Here is a 20,788-nt window from a genome sequence, read left to right on the forward strand (position 1 = left end):
TATAGTGGACGGTTGGCTGGCACGTCGCGCCGGCGCATTCCCGGGACCCGTGGCACCCTCACGATCCCGCGCGTGCCCGGCGGACGCTAGGTCCGTCGGATTGCGGCTGATCCGCACCTCTCCCGTGGGAACCGATTCCCGCGCCGGAGGCCAGTACCACCCAGAACGGAACGCGGGTCCATCCCGTACGCCGTCGAACCGCATGAAAGGCAAGTTGTGTCCAACAGCTCCAACAGTGTTCGTGTGCGCCGTCAGGTGCGCAAGTCCCGTGCCCTCGGCATCCCGCTGACGCCGAAGGCCGAGAAGTACTTCGAGCGCCGCCCGTACGCTCCCGGTGAGCACGGCCGTGCCCGCCGCAAGCAGGACTCCGACTACAAGGTCCGGCTGATGGAGAAGCAGCGGCTGCGCGCGCAGTACAACATCCGCGAGAAGCAGATGCACCGCGCGTACGTCGAGGCCAAGCGTGTCGAGGGCCAGACCGGTGAGAACCTCATCGCCCTGCTCGAGACCCGTCTCGACGCCCTTGTCCTGCGTGCCGGCTTCGTCCGCACGATGGCCGCTGCCCGCCAGGCCGTGGTGCACCGCCACATCATGGTGGACGGTCAGCGCGTGGACCGCCCCTCGTACCGCGTGCGCCCGGGCCAGACGGTCCACGTGCACCCGCGCTCCGAGAAGATGGTCCCGTTCCAGATCGCCGCGACCGGCGCCAACCAGGATGTCCTCCCGGACACCCCGGCCTACCTGGACGTCACGATCGACCGTCTGCAGGCCAAGCTCACGCGCAAGCCGCAGCGTTCCGAGGTCCCCGTGACCTGCGAGGAACAGCTCGTGGTGGAGTACTACGCACGGATGGTCTGATCCTCCGTGCCCTCCGTCGCCCGTGTCACGGGTGACGGGCGAACAGCCCGCGGCCCTCGGCTGCGGGCTGTTCGCGTCCCGGGGACGACGGCGCACGGGCACACCGGGCCCGGTGGCGCCGGATTCCCCGTTGCACCCGGGTTCTTGGGTAGAGTTGCGCTTCGGTCGGTCTTGCGCGCGGGTCCGACCCTGATCTCGAAGTAGGAACGGAGTTGTGGTCGCCCATGGACGGTGGGGATATCGCCGGATTGCTCGCGGCATTGGTCTTCGCGGTGCTCGTGGGGTTGCTCGCGGTGCCCATCATCAAGCTAGGTCGTGTCTTCGATGAGTTGCGCCTGAGCATCCGCTCCATCAACGACGGCACCGCCCCGCTGATCGACGAGGTCACGCGTACCGTGGCCACCACCAACACCCAGCTCGAGAAGGTGGACGGGATCACGTCCAACGTCTCGGACGCCTCCGCCAATGTCTCCGCACTGTCCTCCCTCGTGGCCTCCACGGTGGGGCAGCCGCTGATCAAGGTCGCGTCCTTCTCCCACGGGCTGCGCCGCGCGTTCAGCCCCCAGGCCGGTGCCCAGACCCGGCCCGGCCCCCATACCGAGCCCGGTGCCGCGCCCGGTGGCGCGGCGACCGGCACGACCACCGGGTCCACGGACGCGCACGCCGCAGGCCGTGCGACCGGGCCCACGGACACCAGGAGCTGAGCATGGGTTTGTGGTCCAAACTCGCACTGCTCGCCGCGGGCGCCGTGGTGGGCGGAGCGGCCACGCGCGTGGCCTCCGACCCCGCCGCACGCGAGGCGATCGGGCGGCAGGTGCAGAGCGGCACCCAGGGTGCGGTGGCCCGCCACGGCTCCGAGGGCGCCGTCGAACGCCGCGCGAGCGGGAGCGCCGTGGAGCTCTTCCGCACCGCCGCGCGGCGGTTCCAGGACTTCGCCGCCCGGGTGCGCGCGGGGATGAACGAACGCGAGGCCGAGCTGCACGAGAAGTTCGGCGTGCGCACGCCCGTGGACCACACCGCGAACCACCCGGACGCCCCGCACCACGCCGCACCACCGCCGGATGCCCCGTGGCGGGCGGACACCGCCCACGAACCGGGCCCCGCACCGGGCGACCCCCGGGGTCGGATCATCACACACGTCCCATCGGAAGGGAATGACCGGTAATGCTCTCCCATGAGATCACACAGCGCTGGCTAAGCTACTTCGAGGGCAAGGGCCACCAGGTGGTGCCCTCGGCCTCGCTGGTGTCGCAGCAGCCCGGAGCCATGTTCACCATTGCCGGTATGGTCCCGTTCATCCCGTACTTCCTGGGCCAAGAGACGCCCCCGTACTCGCGGGCCACCTCGGTGCAGAAGTGTATCCGCACCCTCGACATCGACGAGGTCGGCAAGACCGCCCGGCACGGCACGTTCTTCCAGATGGCCGGGAACTTCTCCTTCGGTGACTACTTCAAGTCCGGCGCGATCCCCATGGCGTGGGAGCTGCTGACCTCCTCGCTCGAGGACGGCGGCTTCGGGCTGGACCCGGAGCGGTTGTGGGTCACCGTGTACGAGGGGGACCAGGAGTCTTACGACCTGTGGCACGACACCGTGGGGTTGCCCGCCGAGCGGATCCAGCGCATGGGCCGGGACGAGAACTACTGGGACACCGGCCAGCCGGGCCCCGCGGGTCCCGACTCCGAGATCTTCTACGACCGCGGCCCGCGCTACGGCCAGGACGGCGGTCCGGCCGTGGACGACGAGCGGTTCATCGAGATCTGGAACCTCGTGTTCATGCAGTACCAGCGTGGCGAGGGCAACGGCAAGGACTACGAGATCCTGGGGGACCTGCCCCAGAAGAACATCGATACCGGTCTCGGCGTGGAGCGCCTGGCCATGCTGCTGCAGGGCGTGGAGAACTTCTACGAGACGGACCAGGTCCGCCCCGTGCTCGACGCCGCCGCCGAACTGTCCGGTCGCGCCTATCGCGGCGCGGAGAAGCCGGGGGAGCAGGGCTACGAGGACGACGTCCGCATGCGCGTCGTCGCCGACCACGTGCGCTCCTCGCTCATGCTGATCGCGGACGGTGTCACGCCGGGCAACGAGGCCCGCGGGTACATCCTGCGCCGCTTGTTGCGCCGCGCGGTGCGCGCGATGCGCCTGCTCGGGGTGACGGACCCTTGCCTGCCCGTGCTGCTGCCACGCTCTCGCGACGCGATGAAGGGCGTCTACCCCGTGGTCGAGGATGACTTCGAACGGATCTCCAAGATCGCGTACGCCGAGGAACGCGCGTTCCTCAAGACCATCGAGTCGGGCACCACCCGCCTCGAGCACGCCGTGGAGCTCGCCAAGGGCGAGAAGCGCGCCCTGAGCGGCGCGGACGCGTTCGCGCTGCACGACACGTTCGGTTTCCCCATCGACCTGACCCTGGAGATGGCCGGCGAGGCGGGCGTGGCCGTGGACGAGCGGGCCTTCCGTGAGCTCATGGCCGAGCAGCGTGAGCGGGCCCAGCAGGACGCGCGCGCCAAGAAGGGCGCCATGGCGGACCTGTCTGAACTGCGCCGCCTGTTGGACGACCACGGCAGCCGGTTCACGGGCTACACCGAGCTCGTGACCCCCACGACCGTGCGCGCGATCCTCGCCGACGGCGTCCCGGTGCCCGCGGCGAGCGAGGGCGCGCGCGTGGAGGTCGTACTCGAGGCCACGCCGTTCTACGCCGAGTCCGGTGGCCAGGCCGCCGACACCGGCGTGATCGACTCCGCGGACGGGCTGCGCCTGATCGTGGAGGACGTCCAGCAACCCGTCAAGGGACTGTCCGTGCACCGGGTCACCGTGGCCGCGGGCCAGGTCGTCACGGGTGACGAGGTCACCGCGCGCGTGGACTCGCGGCGCCGTCACGACGGCGAGGCCGCCCACTCGGGCACGCACGTGATCCACGCGGCGCTGCACGACGTGTTGGGTCCCGACGCCGTCCAGCGCGGGTCGTTCAACAAGGAGGGTTACCTGCGCTTCGACTTCTCCCACGGGGAGGCCCTCACGCCGACCCAGGTGCAGGAGATCGAACAGATCGCCAACACCGCGATCCGGGACGACTTCGAGGTCGTGACCCGCGAGATGCCGCTCGCCGAGGCCAAAAAGCTCGGGGCGATGTCCCTGTTCGGTGAGAAGTACGGGGACGAGGTGCGCGTGGTCGAGATGAACGGCCCGTGGTCACGTGAACTGTGCGGTGGCACGCACGTGGGCTCCACGTCCCAGCTCGGCTCGCTGTCCCTGGTCTCGGAGCAGTCCGTGGGCTCGGGCAACCGCCGTGTGGAGGCGCTCGTGGGGTTGAATTCGTTCAACCACCTGGCCGCCGAGCGCACCCTGGTCAACCAGCTCACGGGCATGCTCAAGGTCCAGTCCAGCGCCGAACTGCCCGAGCGCCTCGCCGCGACGCTCGAGAAGCTCAAGGAGACCGAGCGCCAGCTCGCGGGGCTGCGCCAGCAGCAGCTGCAGGCGCAGGCCGGCCAGCTCGCGCACGACGCGCAGACCGTGGGCTCCGTGCGCGCCGTCCTGCACGACGCCGGTGAGATCGCCTCGGCGGACGCCCTGCGCACCCTCGCGCTCGACCTGCGCGCCCGTCTGGGATCCGACGCCGCCGTGGCCGCGGTGACCGGTGTCGCCAACGGGCGCCCGCTCGTCGTCGTCGCCGTCAACGACGCCGCTCGCGACGCCGGCCTGGCCGCGGGCCAGCTCGTGCGCACCGCAGCGACCGCGCTCGGTGGTGGCGGGGGCGGAAAGCCGGACGTGGCCCAGGGCGGCGGTTCCGACCCGGCCCGCATCCCCGATGCGCTGGCCGGGATCCGCGAGCAGATCCTGGCCACGGCGGGCTGATGCCGCAACCCTTCGCACGCGGTGTGCGCATGGGCGTGGACGTGGGGACGGTCAGGGTCGGTATCGCCCTGACCGACCCCGACGCCGTGCTCGCGACCCCGCACGACACCCTCGGGCGGGACAGCAACCCCCGTAAGGCCTTCGATGTGAAGATCATCACCCGGTTGTGCGAGGAACGGGACGTGGTGACCGTCTACGTGGGGTTGCCGCGCAGCCTCGACGGCGGTGAGAATGCCTCGACGCGGATGGCTCGTGATTACGCGGCCTCACTGGTTCGTCGGTTAGGCTCACGGGGGTGCACCACAGCGGTGCGCCTGGTGGACGAGCGGTTGTCCACGGTGAGCGCGCACCGGTCGCTGTCGGACTCGGGTGTGTCACGACGTCATCACATGGACAGGGTCGATCAGGCCGCCGCGGTGACGTTCCTGCAGACGGCGGTGGACGAGGGGCGGCGGACCGGTACGGAACCGGGCGAACCCGTCCCCGACCGGGCTGCTGATTAGAGTTGACCGTGCGGGCGGTGATCCTGGCCCGCAGCACCCCACATGTGCACCATGAACGGCGGACGGAGAGAATTCGTGAGCGGAGAGAATTCGTGAGCAGAGAGCCGCGGGAGACCGGCACCGGTGACGGACAGGGCCACCGGTCCGACGGTGACGTGCTGACCTCTTCGAACGACGCGGGGGAATCCCGCCTGGCGGGGGCCTTCGAACACCACGACGTGACCCCGGAACAGCGGCAGCGCCGCAAGGTCCGTTCGCGCGCGTCCCTGGCCACGGCGATCGCGCTGTTCATCGCGGCTCTGGTCGTGGTTGTGGCCGTCCTGGGGTCCGCGTTCGGTCTGTTCGAACGCAAGGACTACCGCGGTTCCGGGGACCAGGACGTCACGTTCTCCGTGGCGGACGGCAGTTCCACGGGACAGATCGCCCAGGACCTGCAGGCGCAGGACATCGTGGCCAACGCCTCCCACTTCGTCTCCACGTTCCAGCAGCGCTACCCAGAGCAGTTCATCCAGCCCGGGGAGTACCAGCTCAAGACCCGCATGAGCTCCGACGCCGCCATCGACGCCCTCATGGAACGGGGGGAGGCCACCCACTATGCGGCCATCCCCAAGACCCAGCGCAAGGGGGACACGTTCGCGGCCCTGAGCCAGGCCACCGGGATCGACAAGTCCGAGTTCGAGAAGCTCGCCACGGACAAGGCCAAGTTCGGCATCCCGGACCGCTTCCCCGACCTGGAGGGCTGGCTGCACCCGGGGGAGTACCACTTCCCGCTCGACGCCACCGCGGAGCAGATCCTGCAGGAAATGGTGGACCGCACCAAGGACACGCTGTCCAAGAACAACGTCCCCGAGGACCGCTGGTTCGAGGTGCTCACGATCGGCTCCATCGTGGAGTTCGAGGGCACGCCCCAGGTCTACCGTTCCGTGGCCGGGGCGATCGAGAACCGGATCAACAACCCGAACGGCGAGACCAGCGGCTTCATCCAGTCGGATGCCTCCGTGACCTACGGGCTCGGCAAGACCACCGTGCACCTTACTGACGAGGAGAAGCGGGACAAGTCCAATCCGTACAACACGTACGCGAACCCGGGCCTGCCCGTGGGTCCCATCGGGTCCCCGAGCGACGACGCGATCGCCGCAGCGGCGAACCCCGAGAAGAACGACTACTACTACTGGGTAACGGTGAACCTCGACACCGGTGAGACCAAGTTCTCCAAGACGTACGAGGAGCACCAGCGCTACGTGCAGGAGTACCAGCAGTGGTGCTCGGACAACCCCGGTAAGTGCTCCTGAGGGGCGCGCGATGACGCGATCCTCTGTGCGGGCCGCGGTGCTGGGGCACCCCGTGGGCCACTCTCTGTCCCCGGTGCTGCACGCGGCCGCCTACGAGGCCCTGGGGCTCACGGCGCACTACACGCGCCGGGACGTGCCCGTGGGCGAATGGGACACCTTCTGGGCGGACGCCCGGGCTGCGGGGGACTGGGGCGGGTTCTCGGTCACCATGCCCCTGAAACCCCTCGCCGCCCGAGACGCCGACCGGGTCATCCCGCTCGTGCGGGCGCTCGGCGTGGCCAACACACTCACGTTCGAGGACGACGGACGCGTGGTCGCGGACAACACAGATGTCATGGGCATCATGTCCGCCGTGAGCGCGGCCGGCGCGATCCCGGAGACCCCGCGCGCCGTCGTGCTCGGCGGAGGGGCCACCGCCAGCGCGGCCGTCGCGGCCCTGCACGGGCTCGGGGCCGAGACGGTGGACGTCGTCGTGCGGACACCCTCGCGCGCACGGACCCTCGATGCCGTGGCGCGGGCGGTGGGCACCGAGGTGCGCACCGTGGCGTGGGAGTACGCCGCCGAGGCACTGCACACCGCGGACGTGGTCGTGGCGACCTTGCCCCCGCGCGGTGCGGACGAGCTCGCGTTGCAGTGGCGCGCCCAGGCGCCGTCGGTGTCCGGCGTGCTGCTCGACGCCGCGTACGACCCGTGGCCCTCACGGCTGGCGTCTGCATGGCAGGACGCGGGGGGCGCGATCGCCCCCGGTGTCGATATGCTGATCTTCCAGGCCGTGGATCAGGTCCGCTGGTTCACGCAGGGCGATCCCCTCGCGGCGATACCGCACGAGGACAGGGTGACCGCGGCCATGTGTCGCGCGGTGGGACGGCCCGAACGTGGCATCCCGCAGCGCGTGCGCATCGCGCAGGCCACACGACTCGCGCCGTGACCCGGCGCGCGTGCCGCCCGGGCCGGGGCGCACGACCGAGCGAAACGAATTGACCGCGGGGCGTGGACCCCGGGCGAGAACTGGAGTGTTTTGATGTTGCGTTGGCTCACGGCCGGGGAATCACACGGTGAGGCGCTCGTGGGGATCATCGAAGGTGTCCCCGCCGGTGTGGAACTGACCACCGGGATGATCCAGGACGCGCTGGCCCGGCGCCGGCTCGGGTACGGCCGCGGCGCCCGCATGAAATTCGAACAGGACCGCGTGCGCATCCTGGGCGGGGTCCGCCACGGGCTCACGCAGGGCGGGCCGGTCGCGATCGAGATCGCCAACACGGAGTGGCCCAAGTGGCAGGACGTCATGAGCTCCGACCCGGTGGATCCCGCGGTGCTCGAGGGCCGGGCCCGCAACGCGCCCCTGACCCGCCCGCGCCCCGGTCACGCGGACCTCACCGGCATGCAGAAGTACGACTTCGCCGAGGCCCGCCCCGTGCTCGAACGGGCGTCGGCCCGAGAGACGGCCACGCGCGTGGCGCTCGGTGTCGTGGCCTCCCAGGTCCTCGCGGCCCTCGGGGTGCGGCTCGTGTCCCACACGACCGCGATCGCGGAAGTGTCGGTGCCCGAGGGCGCCGCGCTGCCCGGCCCGGACGACGTCGCCGCGCTGGATGCCGACCCGCTGCGCTGCTTCGACGCCGGGACCTCCGAGGCCATGGTGGCCGCGGTGGACGAGGCGCACAAGGCGGGGGAAACCCTGGGCGGCGTCGTCGAGGTGCTCGCCGAGGGCCTGCCCCCGGGACTCGGCTCGTACGTGCACTGGGACCGACGCCTGGACGCGCGCCTGGCTGGGGCCCTGATGGGCATCCAGGCCATCAAGGGCGTGGAGGTCGGGGACGGGTTCCGTACCGCCGCGCGCCCGGGCTCCGCGGCCCACGACGAGACGCTGGCTGCCGACGGGACCGTGCACCGGGTCTCCAATCGCGCCGGCGGCATCGAGGGCGGCATGTCGATCGGTGACCTGTTGCGCGTGCGTGCCGCGATGAAGCCCATTGCCACGGTCCCGCGCTCGCTGCACACCGTGGACGTGGCCACGGGTGAACCCGCCCGCGCCCACCACCAACGCTCGGACGTGTGTGCGGTACCCGCGGCCGGCGTGGTGGCCGAGGCCATGGTCGCGCTCGTGCTCGCCCAGGCCGCCCTCGAGAAGTTCGGCGGCGACTCGATCACCGAGACGGTACGCAACAAGGACGCCTACCTCGCGGGGATCCCCGCCAACCTGCGCACGTCCCCCGAGCTCGCGGACCCCGCCGCGCTGGCCGCCCTGGACGAGGTGCGCGGGGACCTGGCGTGACGCGCCCCGCCCTGCCCGTGGTGCTGATCGGGCCGATGGCGGCGGGCAAGTCCCACGTGGCACAGCATCTCGCGGAGCACTACGGGTTGCCCCACGTGGACACCGATCGCGTGATCGAGTCCCGCTACGGACCCATCCCGCGGTTGTTCCGCGCCCGCGGGGAGGCCGAGTTCCGCCGGATCGAGGCGCAGGTCGTCGCCGAGTTGCTCGACGACCCCGACACTGCCGGGTCCGTGATCTCCCTGGGCGGGGGCGCACCCATGTCCCCGCTCGTGCAGCCGCTGCTGGCCGGGCACACGGTCGCATACCTGGAGGTGGACCTGGACACCGTCCGTCCGCGGATCAAGGGCAACACGACCCGCCCCATGCTCCAACCGGATCCCGAGGCCCGCTGGAGCCAGATCATGGCCGAGCGCCGCGAGACCTTCGAACGCCTCGCGACCATCCGGCTCGACGGCGCCGCGCCGCGCACCGTGGCGCAGATCGCCCGTGAGCTCTACCTCGCGCTGGGCGAACCGATCGCGCAGCCGCGCGGAAAGGAACACACCGCATGAGTGATCCCGTCAGCATCCCCGTCCACGGCGGTCCCGACAACCGCTACGACGTCCTCGTGGGCAACGGCCTGTTGAACCGCGTGCCCGAACTGCTGGGCGAGCGCGTCAAGAAGGTGCTCATCATCCACCCCCGCGCGCTGCGCGCCACGGGTGACGTGGTGCAGCAGAACCTCTCCGCCGTCGGGATCCAGAGCTTCGTGGCCGAGATCCCGGACGCTGAGGAGGGCAAGCGCGTGGAGGTCGCGGCGTTCTGCTGGCAGATCATGGGCCAGTCGGACTTCACGCGCACGGACGCCGTGGTCTCCGTGGGCGGCGGCGCCGTGACGGACCTCGCCGGTTTCGTGGCCGCCACGTGGTTGCGCGGGGTGCGCGTGATCCACCTGCCCACCACGCTGCTGGGCATGGTGGACGCCGCCGTGGGCGGGAAGACCGGGATCAACACCGCGGAGGGCAAGAACCTCGTGGGAGCATTCCACCCACCGGCCGCGGTCGTGTGCGATCTGGACTCACTGCAGACCCTGCCGCAGAACGAGCTGCTCACGGGCATGGCCGAGGTGGTCAAGTGCGGGTTCATCGCGGACCCGCGCATCCTCGAGCTGATCCGGGAGAACCCGCAGGAGGTGCGGGACGCGGCGTCGCCCGTGGCGCGCGAGCTGATGGAGCGCGGGATCCGGGTCAAGGCCGAGGTCGTCTCCTCGGACCTGAAGGAATCCGGGCGGCGCGAATACCTCAACTACGGCCACACACTGGGGCACGCGATCGAGCACAATGAGCGTTACCAGTGGCGCCACGGCGCGGCGGTGTCGGTGGGCATGGTCTTCGCGGCGGAACTCGGGCGCGCGGCCGGGTCGTTGTCCGACGACGTCGTGCACGAGCACCGCGAGATCCTCACGTCCCTGGGGCTGCCCGTGACGTATCGCGCGGACCAGTGGCCCCGGTTGCTCGAGGTCATGAAGCGGGACAAGAAGACCCGCGGCAACCTGTTGCGCTTCGTGGTGCTGGACCGGATCGCCGCACCGCGGATCATGGAGGTCCCGGACCCCGCGATCCTCTTCGCGTGCTACCAGGAGATCGCGGAGTGAGCCCGCGCGGACGGCACGGCGAGCGCCGTCGTCCGCGCCCCTGAGCACTGCTCGGCTGGCACGGCGGGCGGGCGCACGCGGTAGACTGGTCCGGCTCCACGCGCCCCGCCGCCGTGCGGCGACGTTCCCGACGAGAAAGTGACACCGTGGCAACCAGCAACGACATCAAGAACGGCACCATCCTCAAGCTCGACGGCAACCTCTGGCAGACCATCGAGTTCCAGCACGTCAAGCCCGGGAAGGGTGGCGCGTTCGTGCGCACCAAGCTGCGCAACGTGACCAGCGGCAAGGTGGTGGACAAGACGTTCAATGCCGGTGCCAAGATCGAGACCGCCACGGTGGATCGCAGCGAGTACCAGTACCTGTACCAGGACGGCGAGGACTACGTCTTCATGGACAACTCCACGTACGACCAGATCACGGTGCCGGCCGCCGTCGTGGGGGACGCCGCGAACTTCATGCTCGAGAACCAGAACGTGACCGTGGCCATGCACGAGGACGCGCCCCTGTACATCGAGATGCCGCCGTCGGTCGTGCTCGAGATCACCTACACCGAGCCGGGTCTGCAGGGTGACCGCTCCACGGGCGGCACCAAGCCCGCCACGGTCGAGACCGGCTACCAGATCCAGGTCCCGCTGTTCCTCGAGCAGGGCACCAAGGTCAAGGTCGACACCCGCACCGGTGACTACCTGGGACGCGTCAACGAGTGAGCGGCGCCCGGAGCAAGGCCCGGATCCGCGCCGTCGAGATCCTGTTCGAGGCCGAACAACGTAACGAATCCGTCCGGGACGCCTTGGTGCGGCGGCGGGAGAACTCCTCCTCGCCCATCAACCCGTACACGGTGGACATCCTCGAGGGCGTCCACGACCGGCGCGAGGACATCGACGAGTTCCTGGAGACCTACTCCCAGGGCTGGGAGCTGGACCGGATGCCGGCGGTGGACCGCAACGTGCTGCGGGTGGGGGCATGGGAGCTGCTGTACAACTCGGAGATCCCGGACGGCGTGGCCGTCGCGGAGGCGGTGGCCGTGGCCCGGCAGTTGTCCACGGACGATTCGCCTCGCTTCGTCAACGGGCTGCTGGGGCGGCTGCAGAAGGTCAAGCCCTCCCTGCTCGACGACTGAACCCACCCCGGTCCGTGCTCGCCACGGGCCGGGGTTTTTCGTGTGGTAGCTTCGACTACGGATCGCACCCTTTAAGTCCGTCCGGTGAGGCGGGGAAGGAGGCGGCACGTGAGCGTGCCCGAACACGCCGAGCAGTCACCGCGGAGCATGACGTCCCGCGTAATTCTCTCGACACCCGACATCGACCGGGCCCTGTCCCGGATCGCCCACGAGATCCTCGAGTCCAATAAGGGCTCCCGGGGCCTCGTGCTGCTGGGGATCGCCCGTCGCGGCTACCCCTTGGCCCAGCGGTTGGCCGCCAAGCTCGAGCAGATCGACCCCGACTTCCACGCGCAACAGAGCACGGGTCAGCTCGACATCACGATGTACCGCGACGACCTGCGGCGTCATCCCGCGCGCACCCCGCAACCCACGGTGATCCCGGACTCCGGGATCGACGGGCGCACCCTGGTGCTCGTGGACGACGTCCTGTTCTCGGGGCGCACGATCCGCGCGGCCCTGGACGCCCTCGTGGACGTGGGACGCCCCAACGCGGTGCGCCTGGCCGTGCTCGTGGACCGTGGCCACCGCGAGCTGCCCATCCGCGCGGATCACGTGGGCAAGAACCTGCCCACGTCCTCCCACGAGAAGGTCCGCGTGCTGCTGCGCGAGTCCGATCCCCAGCCGCGCGTGAGGGGTCACGAGGACTGCGTGATCATCGACTCGCCGGTGGTCTCCGACGATGACGTCGCCCGCGCCCCCGGTACCGCCGGGAAGGGGCCGCGCGTATGAAGCACCTGCTGACGACCAACGAGCTGAGCTACCCCGAGGCAGTGCGGATCCTGGACACCGCGGACCAGATGGCCGCCGTGTCCTCGCGCTCGGTCAAGAAACTGCCCGCCCTGCGTGGGCGCACCGTGGTCAACCTGTTCTTCGAGGACTCCACGCGCACGCGGATCTCGTTCGAGACCGCGGCCAAACGGCTCAGCGCGGACGTGATCAACTTCTCCGCCAAGGGCTCCTCGGTGTCCAAGGGCGAGTCGCTCAAGGACACCGCACAGACGCTCATGGCCATGAGCGCGGACGCCGTGGTGATCCGCCACGCGTCCTCCGGCGCCCCGCAGCAGCTCGCGGACTCCGGGTGGATCGACGCCGCGGTGATCAACGCCGGGGACGGCAAGCACGCGCACCCCACCCAGGCCCTGCTCGACGCCATGACCCTGCGCCGCGTGCGCTCGCGGGCCACGGGCATGGCGAGCACCGGGATGGACCTCGAAGGAATGCACGTGGTGATCGTGGGGGACGTGCTGCACTCCCGCGTGGCCCGCTCCAACGTGTGGTTGCTCACGACCCTGGGCGCACGCGTCACGCTCGTGGCCCCGCCCACCCTGGTTCCCGTGGCCATGGACGACTGGCCGTGCGAGGTCGGCTACGACCTGGACGCCGTGCTGGCCGAGGCCCCGGACGCCGTGATGATGCTGCGGTTGCAGCGTGAGCGCATGAACGCCGCGTTCTTCCCGAGCGAGGCCGAGTACACGCGAGGCTGGGGGCTCACATCCCAGCGCGTGCAGCGCCTCGAGCACATGGGTGCGCCCACGGTGTTCATGCACCCCGGGCCCATGAACCGCGGCCTGGAAATTTCCTCAGAGGCCGCCGACTCCCCGCGCTCCACCGTGTTGGAGCAGGTGGCCAACGGTGTGGCCGTGCGGATGGCCGTGTTGTTCCTATTGCTCTCCGGCGACGAGAGCTCCCCGTACCCGAGCGAGAACTGAGGTGGCCCGCATGAGCTCCTACCTGATCAGCAACGCCCGCCCCGAGGGCGGTGAGCCCGCGGACCTGTTGCTCACGGACGGGGTGATCGCCGCCGTGGGGCCCGTGGGCACCCTGGACGTGCCCGAGGGCACGGACGTGATCGACGCCGCCGGCGCCGTGGCCCTTCCGGGTCTCGTGGACATGCACACCCACCTGCGCGAACCGGGTCACGAGGACGCGGAGACCGTGGAGACCGGAACGCGTGCGGCGGCCCGCGGCGGGTTCACCGCGGTGTTCGCGATGGCCAACTCCCACCCCGTGGCGGACACCGCCGGCGTGGTTGAGCAGGTGTGGCAGCTGGGCCGCGACGCTGGGTGGTGCGACGTCCACCCCGTGGGCGCGGTCACGGTGGGGCTCGGGGGCACGCAGCTGTCCGAGATCCGCGCGATGGCGGAGTCCCGCGCGGGTGTACGGATGTTCTCCGACGACGGCAAGTGCGTCCACGACCCCGTTCTGATGCGCCGGGCCCTCGAGTACGTCAAGTCCTTCGGGGGGATCATCGCCCAGCACGCCCAGGAACCGCGCCTGACCGAGGGCGCCCAGATGAACGAGGGCGCGGTCTCCGCTGACCTCGGTCTCACGGGCTGGCCCGCGGTGGCCGAGGAGGCGATCATCGCCCGGGACGTGCTGCTGACCCAGCACGTGGACTCCCGCCTGCACATCTGCCACCTCTCCACCAAGGGGTCCGTGGACATCGTGCGCTGGGCCAAGGAGCGCGGCGTGGCCGTGACCGCGGAGGTCACCCCGCACCACCTGTTGCTCACCGACGAACTCGTGCGCACCTTCGACCCCGTCTACAAGGTCAACCCGCCGCTGCGCACGGACGACGACGTCCAGGCCCTGCGCCGTGCCGTGGCCGAGGGCACGATCGACGTGATCGGCACGGACCACGCCCCGCACACCGCGGAGGACAAGGAATGCGAGTGGAGCTGCGCGGCCCACGGTATGACGGGTCTGGAGACCGCCCTCGCGGTGGTCCAGTCGACCCTCGTGGACACCGGGTTGATCGGGTGGGAGCGCGTGGCGCAGATCATGTCCCGCACCCCCGCCCGGATCCTGGGCCTGACCGACCAGGGCCAGGAACTGGCCCCCGGGGCCACCGCGAACATCGTGCTGTGGGACCCCAGCGGGCAGACCCCCGTGGATCCCACGATCCACGCGTCCAAGGGCCGCAATAGTCCGTACCGGGGGATGACCCTGCCCGGCGGTGTGCGCGCCACGTTCTACCGCGGTCACCCCGTGGTGCGTAACGGCGAACCCGCCACGCCGCTGACCCGCTGACCACCCCCACGAAAGGCCGCCCATGTCGGACAAGCTCGTACCCACCCTGTTGACCATACTGATCGTCGTGGTGCTCTTCGCCCTGATTCGGTGGGGTTGGCGGGGTCGGGTGCGACGCCAGGCGGGCTTGGCCGCGCCGGCCCAGGCGCCCCGGGACCTGCTGCAGCGGGCCACCGCGCGCGTGGACGGGATGTACGTGGTCACCACCTACACCGCCCAACCGCTCGAACGTATCGCGGGGCATGACCTGGGGGTGCGCACGAACGCGGAGGCGATCGTGGCCCCGGACGGCGTGTTCCTCAACCGGCAGGGCGCCCCGGACGTGTTCATTCCACGGGCGGATCTGCGCGCGGTGTCCACCGCGTCCGGGATGGTCGGCAAGTTCGTGGAACGCGACGGACTCGTGGTGCTGACCTGGGACCTCGGGGACACCCGCGTGGACACCGGCTTCCGCGCGCGCACCGGTGAGGGATCCCGGCAACTGGAGGACGCGGCGTCGGCCCTGCTGGACGCCTGAGAACCGAATTCCCGGGAGCCCTCACGCTCCCGGCACGCTCAACGAAAGGAGTTCGCCATGAACTCACCACGCATCGAACCGGCCGTCATGGTCCTCGAGGACGGCACGGTGTTCGAGGGCCGCGCCTGGGGTGCCCCCGGGACGGCCTTCGGCGAAGCGGTCTTCGCGACCGGGATGACCGGCTACCAGGAGACCCTGACCGACCCCTCGTACGCGGGGCAGATCGTGATCCAGACCGCCCCGCACATCGGCAACACGGGCGTGAACCTGGACGACATGGAATCCCGCAAGATCTGGGTCAACGGCTTCGTGGTGCGTGACCCCGCCCGCCGGCCCTCCAACTGGCGCAGCGAGCGCAGCCTGGACGACGAGCTCGCCGAGCAGGGCATCACCGGGATCCAGGGCGTGGACACCCGCGCGCTGACCCGCCACCTGCGCGACAAGGGTGCGATGCGCGCCGGGATCTTCTCCGGCGATCAGGCCGGCGAGCCCGTGGCCCAGCTCGTGCAGCGGGTCACCGAGCAGCCGGGGATGGCGGGCCGTGCGCTCGCCGAGCACGTGAGCACGGACGAGACCTACGTGGTGGAGCCGCGCGAGCACGGCTGGGACGCCCCGGTGCGCCACGAGGTGGTCGCGGTGGACCTGGGGATCAAGTCCATGACCCCGCAGCGCCTGGCCGAACGCGGGGTACGTGTGCACGTGGTGCCCGCGGACGTGAGCTTTGAGCAGGTGCAGGCGCTGCACCCGGACGGCGTGTTCTTCTCGAACGGCCCGGGGGACCCGGCCACCGCGGACGAGCAGGTGGCCCTGCTGCGCCGCGTGCTGGACGAGGGCATCCCGTTCTTCGGGATCTGCTTCGGTAACCAGCTGCTCGGCCGCGCGCTGGGCTTCGGGACGTACAAGCTCACGTTCGGCCACCGCGGGATCAACCAGCCGGTCATGGACCTCGCCACGGGCACGGTGGAGATCACCTCCCAGAACCACGGCTTCGCGGTGGACGCGCCCGTGGGGGAGCCCGTGACTGCGCCCGAGTCCCGCTACGGGCGGGTCAGCGTGTCCCACGTGGGGCTCAACGACGACGTCGTGGAAGGACTGCGCTGCGAGGACATCCCCGCGTTCTCGGTGCAGTACCACCCCGAGGCCGCCGCGGGTCCGCACGACTCCGCCTATCTCTTCGACCGCTTTATCGACATGATGGACCGGGCCGGTCAGAGCCCCGATCCGGAAGCAGGAGACAACTGATGCCCCGCAGGCAAGACCTCAACAGCGTCCTGGTGATCGGCTCCGGGCCCATCGTGATCGGGCAGGCCGCGGAGTTCGACTACTCCGGGACCCAGGCCCTGCGCGTCCTGAAGGACGAGGGGCTGCGCGTGATCCTGGTCAACTCCAACCCGGCCACGATCATGACCGATCCCGAGTTCGCGGACGCCACCTACGTGGAGCCCATCACCCCGGAGACGGTCGAGAAGATCATCGCGAAGGAACGTCCCGACGCTGTGCTGCCCACCCTGGGCGGGCAGACAGCGCTGAACACGGCCTTGGCCCTGGACGCCAACGGCGTGCTCGAGAAGTACGACGTCGAGCTGATCGGCGCGGACGTGGACGCGATCAACCTGGGCGAGGACCGCGAGGCCTTCAAGGGCGTCGTCGAACGCTGCGGCGCGGAATCCGCGCGCTCGATCATCGTGCATTCCATGGACGAGGCGCTCGTCGCCGCCGAGAAGCTCGGTTACCCCATGGTCGTGCGCCCGTCCTTCACGATGGGCGGACTGGGCTCGGGTCTCGCGTACGACGAGACCGATCTGCACCGCATCGCCGGCGCCGGGATCCAGTACTCACCCACCTCGGAGGTGCTCCTCGAGGAGTCCATCCTGGGGTGGAAGGAGTACGAGCTCGAGATGATGCGCGACGCCAACGACAACGTGGTGGTCGTGTGCTCGATCGAGAACGTGGACCCGGTGGGCGTGCACACGGGCGATTCGATCACCGTGGCCCCGGCCATGACCCTGACCGACCGCGAGTACCAGCGCATGCGTGACATCGCGATCGCCGTGATCCGTGAAGTGGGCGTGGACACCGGCGGGTGCAACATCCAGTTCGCGGTGGAACCCGCGACCGGGCGGATCGTGGTCATCGAGATGAACCCGCGCGTCTCCCGTTCCTCGGCGCTCGCGTCCAAGGCCACGGGCTTCCCGATCGCCAAGATCGCGACCAAGCTGTCCCTGGGGTACACGCTCGACGAGATCCCCAACGACATCACGCAGAAGACCCCCGCGAGCTTCGAGCCCACCCTGGACTACGTGGTCGTGAAGGTCCCGCGCTTCGCGTTCGAGAAGTTCCCGGCCGCGGACCCCACGCTGACTACAACCATGAAGTCGGTGGGCGAGGCCATGGCGATCGGGCGCAACTTCACCGAGGCGCTGCAGAAGGCCATGCGCTCGCTCGAGCAGAAGGGTTCGTCCTTCAGCTTCGCCCGCCCGGCCGTGGAGCCCGGGCCCAACACGGTGGCCCGGCTCGTGGAGACGTGCCGCGAGACCACCACCCACCGGTTGCGCAACGTGCAGCAGGCCCTTCTCGCGGGTGCGAGCGTGGAACAAGTCTTCGAGGCCACGGCGATCGACCCGTGGTTCCTCGACCAGATCCAGTTGCTCAACGAGACCGCGGACCTGGTGCGCGCGGACCCGGACCTGCGCCCGGTCACGCTGCGGGAGGCCAAGCGCCACGGCTTCTCCGATGCCCAGATCGGTGAGCTGGTCCACCTCGAGGAATCGGTGGTGCGCGGGGTGCGCCACGCGCTGGACATCCGCCCCGTCTACAAGACCGTGGACACGTGCGCCGCCGAGTTCGAGGCGTTCACCCCGTACCACTACTCGAGCTACGACCGCGAAACGGAGGTGGCCCCGCACGAGAAGCCTTCGGTCATGATCCTGGGTTCCGGGCCCAACCGGATCGGGCAGGGGATCGAATTCGACTACTCGTGCGTGCACGCGTCCATGGTGTTGCGCGAGGCCGGGTACGAGACCGTGATGCTCAACTGCAACCCGGAGACCGTTTCGACCGACTACGACATCTCCACGAGGCTGTACTTCGAACCGCTCACGTTCGAGGACGTCATGGAGGTCGTGGAGGCCGAGCGCCGCTCGGGTGGGCTGCTCGGTGTCTTCGTGCAGCTCGGCGGGCAGACCCCGCTCAAGCTCGCGGCGGACCTCAAGGCCGCGGGCGTGCCGATCCTCGGGACGACCCCCGAGGCGATCGACCTGGCGGAGGACCGCGGGGAGTTCGCGCGCGTGCTCACTGAGGCGGGGTTGCGCCAGCCCAAGAACGGCACGGCCCACACCTTCGAGCAGGCCAGCCGGATCGCCCACGAGATCGGCTACCCCGTGCTGGTGCGCCCGTCCTACGTGCTCGGTGGGCGCGGGATGGAGATTGTCTACGACGAGGCGTCCCTGAAGTCCTACCTCGAGAACGCGACCGAGGTCAGCCCGAGCCGCCCGGCCCTGATCGATAAGTTCCTCGAGGACGCGATCGAGATCGACGTGGACGCGCTCTACGACGGCAAGGACTGCTACGTGGGCGGGATCATGGAGCACATCGAGGAGGCCGGGATCCACTCCGGTGACTCCGCGTGCGTGCTGCCCCCCATCACCCTGGGCCCGGACGTGATCTCCCGCGTGCGCGAGGCCACCGAAGCCATTGCGCGCGGCGTGGGCGTGAGGGGTCTGATCAACCTGCAGTTCGCTCTCGCCTCGGATGTGCTCTACGTGATCGAGGCCAACCCGCGGGCCTCGCGCACGGTGCCGTTCGTGTCCAAGGCCACGGGCGTGCAGATGGCCAAGGCCGCCGCGCTGATCGGCACCGGGCGCACCGTGGCCGAGCTGCGCGAGCAGGGGATGCTCCCCGCGGACTACGACGGCACGACCCTGCCCGAGCAGACCCCCACCGCGGTCAAGGAGGTCGTGCTGCCGTTCGCGCGCTTCCGCACCCCGGAGGGCACCGTGGTGGACTCCCTGCTGGGCCCCGAGATGCGCTCCACGGGTGAGGTCATGGGCATCGACCGCTACTTCGACACCGCGTTCGCCAAGGCGCAGGCCGCCGCGGGCGGGCCGCTGCCCACGTCCGGACGGTTGTTCGTCTCGGTCGCTAACAAGGACAAGCGCTCCGCGGTGATCCCCGTGAAGATGTTCGCGGACCTGGGCTTCGAGATCGTCTCCACGGGCGGCACGGCCCAGGTGCTGCGGCGCAACGGCATCGAGTCCACGGTCGTGGCCAAGATCGCCGACGCCGACGACGGGTCCCCCTCGGTCGCGGACCTGATCACGGACGGGAAGATCGACCTGATCTTCAACACGCCCTCCGGCGGTCAGCAGGCCCGCGGCGACGGGTACCAGATCCGTGCGGCGGCCACGTCCGTGGGTGTGCCCACCATGACCACGGTCTCGGAGCTCGGTGCAGCGCTGCAGGCGATCACCGCGCAGCGGCAGTACTCGTGGTCCGTGACGTCCCTGCAGGAGCACGAGCAGAAGCTGCGGGAGCAGGTCGCCGCGGGGGACACCCGTGGCTGAGTCCGAGCGTGTTCCCTTCGGGGCCCGCCTCGAACGGGCGATGACCGTTGCGGGTCCGCTGTGCGTGGGGATCGACCCCCACCCCTCCTTGCTGGACGCGTGGGCTCTGCCCGCCACGGCGCAGGGCCTCGAGCGCTTCGCGCTGCGCGTCCTCGAAGCCGCAGCGGAGCGGTGCGCGGCCGTGAAACCGCAGGTTGCCCTGTTCGAGGCGTACGGTTCCGCGGGCTTCGCGGTGCTTGAGCGCGTCCTGCGGGAGTCCCGCGAGGCCGGGCTGCTGAGCATCGCGGACGCCAAGCGCGGGGACATCGGTTCCACCATGGCGGCCTACGCGAGCGCGTGGCTCTCCGACGACTCGCCCCTCGCGGCCGACGCCGTGACGCTGAGTCCCTACCTCGGCTTCGAGTCCCTGCGTCCGGCACTGGACCTCGCGCGTGGGACCGGGCGCGGGACGTTCGTGCTCGCGCTGACCTCCAACCCGGAGGGCGCGTCCGTCCAGCACGTGGGCGGCACCGGGTCCGTGGCCGGGTCCGTCCTGGCCGCGATCGCCCGGGAGAACGCGACGGCGCAGCCCCGGCCGGGCACGGCGTCGTCGTCCCCGGAAGGTTCGACGGCGCCGTCGGACGGTGCTGCCGCGGCGGCCGATCGCGGTGTCACCGGCGCGAATACGGGGGCCGGGAACAATCGTAATGAAATCGTGACGTCACCGTCGGTGGCCACCCTGGGCTCGTGCGGAGCGGTGATCGGGGCGACCGTGGGAGAGGCCCTAGCGTCCCTGGACATCGATCTGAGCACCCTGAACGGGCCGATCCTGGCCCCCGGTTACGGTGCCCAGGGCGCGGACGCCGCGGCCGTGGCCACGGTGTTTGAGCACGTCAGGCCCACAGTGCTCGCGAACTCCTCGCGAGGTGTACTGCGTCACGGTCCGGACGTCCCCGCGCTGCGGGACGCCATCGACCGCAGCACCGAGGAATTACGCACGCACCTCCAGCTGTCCTGAGACCCCCGTGAACGCCCCCTGGCGGCGGCCCGAAAGGCCACGTCAGGGGGCGTTCATTGTGTGTACGGCGGCAAACGTGTCCGGTACTTTCAGGGGGACGGCTT

Annotated in this window: 19 protein-coding genes; all 19 read left to right on the top strand. The window is 70.2% G+C overall.

Going from position 1 to position 20,788, the window contains the following annotated elements; all coding sequences use genetic code 11:
* Positions 1–216 precede the first annotated feature (216 nt).
* The 19 genes from rpsD (at position 217) to pyrF (ending at position 20,684) form a co-directional block, all read left to right on the top strand.
* Positions 217–858 (top strand): 30S ribosomal protein S4, encoded by a 642-nt coding sequence (gene rpsD / locus RF637_RS03010; protein ID WP_035961694.1) that lies wholly within the window; start codon positions 217–219, stop codon positions 856–858.
* Between the two features lie 224 nt (positions 859–1,082).
* Positions 1,083–1,562, top strand: a complete 480-nt coding sequence (locus RF637_RS03015) for a DUF948 domain-containing protein (RefSeq protein ID WP_241180694.1) — start codon at positions 1,083–1,085, stop codon at positions 1,560–1,562.
* A 2-nt stretch (positions 1,563–1,564) separates the two neighbouring features.
* Entirely contained in the window at positions 1,565–2,023 is a 459-nt protein-coding gene (locus RF637_RS03020) for a hypothetical protein (protein ID WP_064845890.1), read from the top strand.
* Positions 2,023–4,710, top strand: a complete 2,688-nt coding sequence (alaS, locus tag RF637_RS03025) for an alanine--tRNA ligase (RefSeq protein ID WP_368844116.1) — start codon at positions 2,023–2,025, stop codon at positions 4,708–4,710. The genes RF637_RS03020 and alaS overlap by 1 nt, the downstream gene beginning before the upstream one ends.
* Entirely contained in the window at positions 4,710–5,213 is a 504-nt protein-coding gene (ruvX, locus tag RF637_RS03030) for a Holliday junction resolvase RuvX (RefSeq protein ID WP_131332983.1), read from the top strand. The genes alaS and ruvX overlap by 1 nt, the downstream gene beginning before the upstream one ends.
* Before the next feature lie 92 nt (positions 5,214–5,305).
* Complete coding sequence (gene mltG / locus RF637_RS03035; protein WP_085106011.1) at positions 5,306–6,505, top strand: endolytic transglycosylase MltG; 1,200 nt, start codon at positions 5,306–5,308, stop codon at positions 6,503–6,505.
* Positions 6,506–6,515: 10 nt separating this feature from the next.
* On the top strand, positions 6,516–7,433 hold the full coding sequence (locus RF637_RS03040) for a shikimate dehydrogenase (RefSeq protein WP_368835263.1): 918 nt from the start codon (positions 6,516–6,518) through the stop codon (positions 7,431–7,433).
* A gap of 93 nt (positions 7,434–7,526) precedes the next feature.
* Positions 7,527–8,777 carry a chorismate synthase gene (gene aroC / locus RF637_RS03045; RefSeq protein ID WP_144996749.1) on the top strand — a complete coding sequence of 417 codons (1,251 nt, stop codon included), beginning with the start codon at positions 7,527–7,529 and terminating at the stop codon, positions 8,775–8,777.
* The gene (locus tag RF637_RS03050) at positions 8,774–9,331 is read left to right on the top strand and encodes a shikimate kinase (RefSeq protein ID WP_206398798.1); all 558 of its coding nucleotides are present in this window, start codon (positions 8,774–8,776) and stop codon (positions 9,329–9,331) included. Before aroC ends, RF637_RS03050 begins: the two co-directional genes overlap by 4 nt.
* A complete protein-coding gene (aroB, locus tag RF637_RS03055) occupies positions 9,328–10,413 on the top strand; it encodes a 3-dehydroquinate synthase (RefSeq protein WP_368835264.1) in 1,086 nt (361 codons plus the stop codon). The genes RF637_RS03050 and aroB overlap by 4 nt, the downstream gene beginning before the upstream one ends.
* Before the next feature lie 146 nt (positions 10,414–10,559).
* Positions 10,560–11,123 carry an elongation factor P gene (gene efp / locus RF637_RS03060; protein ID WP_368844117.1) on the top strand — a complete coding sequence of 188 codons (564 nt, stop codon included), beginning with the start codon at positions 10,560–10,562 and terminating at the stop codon, positions 11,121–11,123.
* On the top strand, positions 11,120–11,536 hold the full coding sequence (nusB, locus tag RF637_RS03065) for a transcription antitermination factor NusB (RefSeq protein ID WP_064845881.1): 417 nt from the start codon (positions 11,120–11,122) through the stop codon (positions 11,534–11,536). Before efp ends, nusB begins: the two co-directional genes overlap by 4 nt.
* A 108-nt stretch (positions 11,537–11,644) precedes the next feature.
* Positions 11,645–12,307 carry a bifunctional pyr operon transcriptional regulator/uracil phosphoribosyltransferase PyrR gene (pyrR, locus tag RF637_RS03070; RefSeq protein ID WP_144931841.1) on the top strand — a complete coding sequence of 221 codons (663 nt, stop codon included), beginning with the start codon at positions 11,645–11,647 and terminating at the stop codon, positions 12,305–12,307.
* Positions 12,304–13,287 (top strand): aspartate carbamoyltransferase catalytic subunit, encoded by a 984-nt coding sequence (locus RF637_RS03075; protein ID WP_064845879.1) that lies wholly within the window; start codon positions 12,304–12,306, stop codon positions 13,285–13,287. The genes pyrR and RF637_RS03075 overlap by 4 nt, the downstream gene beginning before the upstream one ends.
* A 10-nt stretch (positions 13,288–13,297) precedes the next feature.
* Complete coding sequence (locus RF637_RS03080; RefSeq protein WP_167318531.1) at positions 13,298–14,608, top strand: dihydroorotase; 1,311 nt, start codon at positions 13,298–13,300, stop codon at positions 14,606–14,608.
* 22 nt (positions 14,609–14,630) lie between these two features.
* Positions 14,631–15,125, top strand: a complete 495-nt coding sequence (locus RF637_RS03085) for a hypothetical protein (protein WP_064845878.1) — start codon at positions 14,631–14,633, stop codon at positions 15,123–15,125.
* A 57-nt stretch (positions 15,126–15,182) separates the two neighbouring features.
* A complete protein-coding gene (gene carA / locus RF637_RS03090) occupies positions 15,183–16,367 on the top strand; it encodes a glutamine-hydrolyzing carbamoyl-phosphate synthase small subunit (RefSeq protein ID WP_085106014.1) in 1,185 nt (394 codons plus the stop codon).
* The gene (gene carB, locus RF637_RS03095; RefSeq protein ID WP_368844118.1) at positions 16,367–19,687 is read left to right on the top strand and encodes a carbamoyl-phosphate synthase large subunit; all 3,321 of its coding nucleotides are present in this window, start codon (positions 16,367–16,369) and stop codon (positions 19,685–19,687) included. The genes carA and carB overlap by 1 nt, the downstream gene beginning before the upstream one ends.
* The gene (gene pyrF / locus RF637_RS03100; RefSeq protein WP_035961828.1) at positions 19,680–20,684 is read left to right on the top strand and encodes an orotidine-5'-phosphate decarboxylase; all 1,005 of its coding nucleotides are present in this window, start codon (positions 19,680–19,682) and stop codon (positions 20,682–20,684) included. Before carB ends, pyrF begins: the two co-directional genes overlap by 8 nt.
* The last annotated feature ends 104 nt before the right edge of the window (positions 20,685–20,788 follow it).

Source organism: Kocuria sp. CPCC 204721 (assembly GCF_040980945.1).
Classification (GTDB): domain Bacteria; phylum Actinomycetota; class Actinomycetes; order Actinomycetales; family Micrococcaceae; genus Kocuria; species Kocuria marina.

What these genes read in the sequence shown, in the direction of transcription:
- RF637_RS03015 (WP_241180694.1), top strand. Translation starts at nt 1,083, where the DNA reads ATGGACGGTGGGGATATCGCCGGATTGCTCGCGGCATTGGTCTTCGCG.
- RF637_RS03020 (WP_064845890.1), top strand. Translation starts at nt 1,565, where the DNA reads ATGGGTTTGTGGTCCAAACTCGCACTGCTCGCCGCGGGCGCCGTGGTG.
- alaS (WP_368844116.1), top strand. Translation starts at nt 2,023, where the DNA reads ATGCTCTCCCATGAGATCACACAGCGCTGGCTAAGCTACTTCGAGGGC.
- ruvX (WP_131332983.1), top strand. Translation starts at nt 4,710, where the DNA reads ATGCCGCAACCCTTCGCACGCGGTGTGCGCATGGGCGTGGACGTGGGG.
- RF637_RS03040 (WP_368835263.1), top strand. Translation starts at nt 6,516, where the DNA reads ATGACGCGATCCTCTGTGCGGGCCGCGGTGCTGGGGCACCCCGTGGGC.
- aroC (WP_144996749.1), top strand. Translation starts at nt 7,527, where the DNA reads ATGTTGCGTTGGCTCACGGCCGGGGAATCACACGGTGAGGCGCTCGTG.
- aroB (WP_368835264.1), top strand. Translation starts at nt 9,328, where the DNA reads ATGAGTGATCCCGTCAGCATCCCCGTCCACGGCGGTCCCGACAACCGC.
- RF637_RS03075 (WP_064845879.1), top strand. Translation starts at nt 12,304, where the DNA reads ATGAAGCACCTGCTGACGACCAACGAGCTGAGCTACCCCGAGGCAGTG.
- RF637_RS03080 (WP_167318531.1), top strand. Translation starts at nt 13,298, where the DNA reads ATGAGCTCCTACCTGATCAGCAACGCCCGCCCCGAGGGCGGTGAGCCC.
- RF637_RS03085 (WP_064845878.1), top strand. Translation starts at nt 14,631, where the DNA reads ATGTCGGACAAGCTCGTACCCACCCTGTTGACCATACTGATCGTCGTG.
- carA (WP_085106014.1), top strand. Translation starts at nt 15,183, where the DNA reads ATGAACTCACCACGCATCGAACCGGCCGTCATGGTCCTCGAGGACGGC.
- carB (WP_368844118.1), top strand. Translation starts at nt 16,367, where the DNA reads ATGCCCCGCAGGCAAGACCTCAACAGCGTCCTGGTGATCGGCTCCGGG.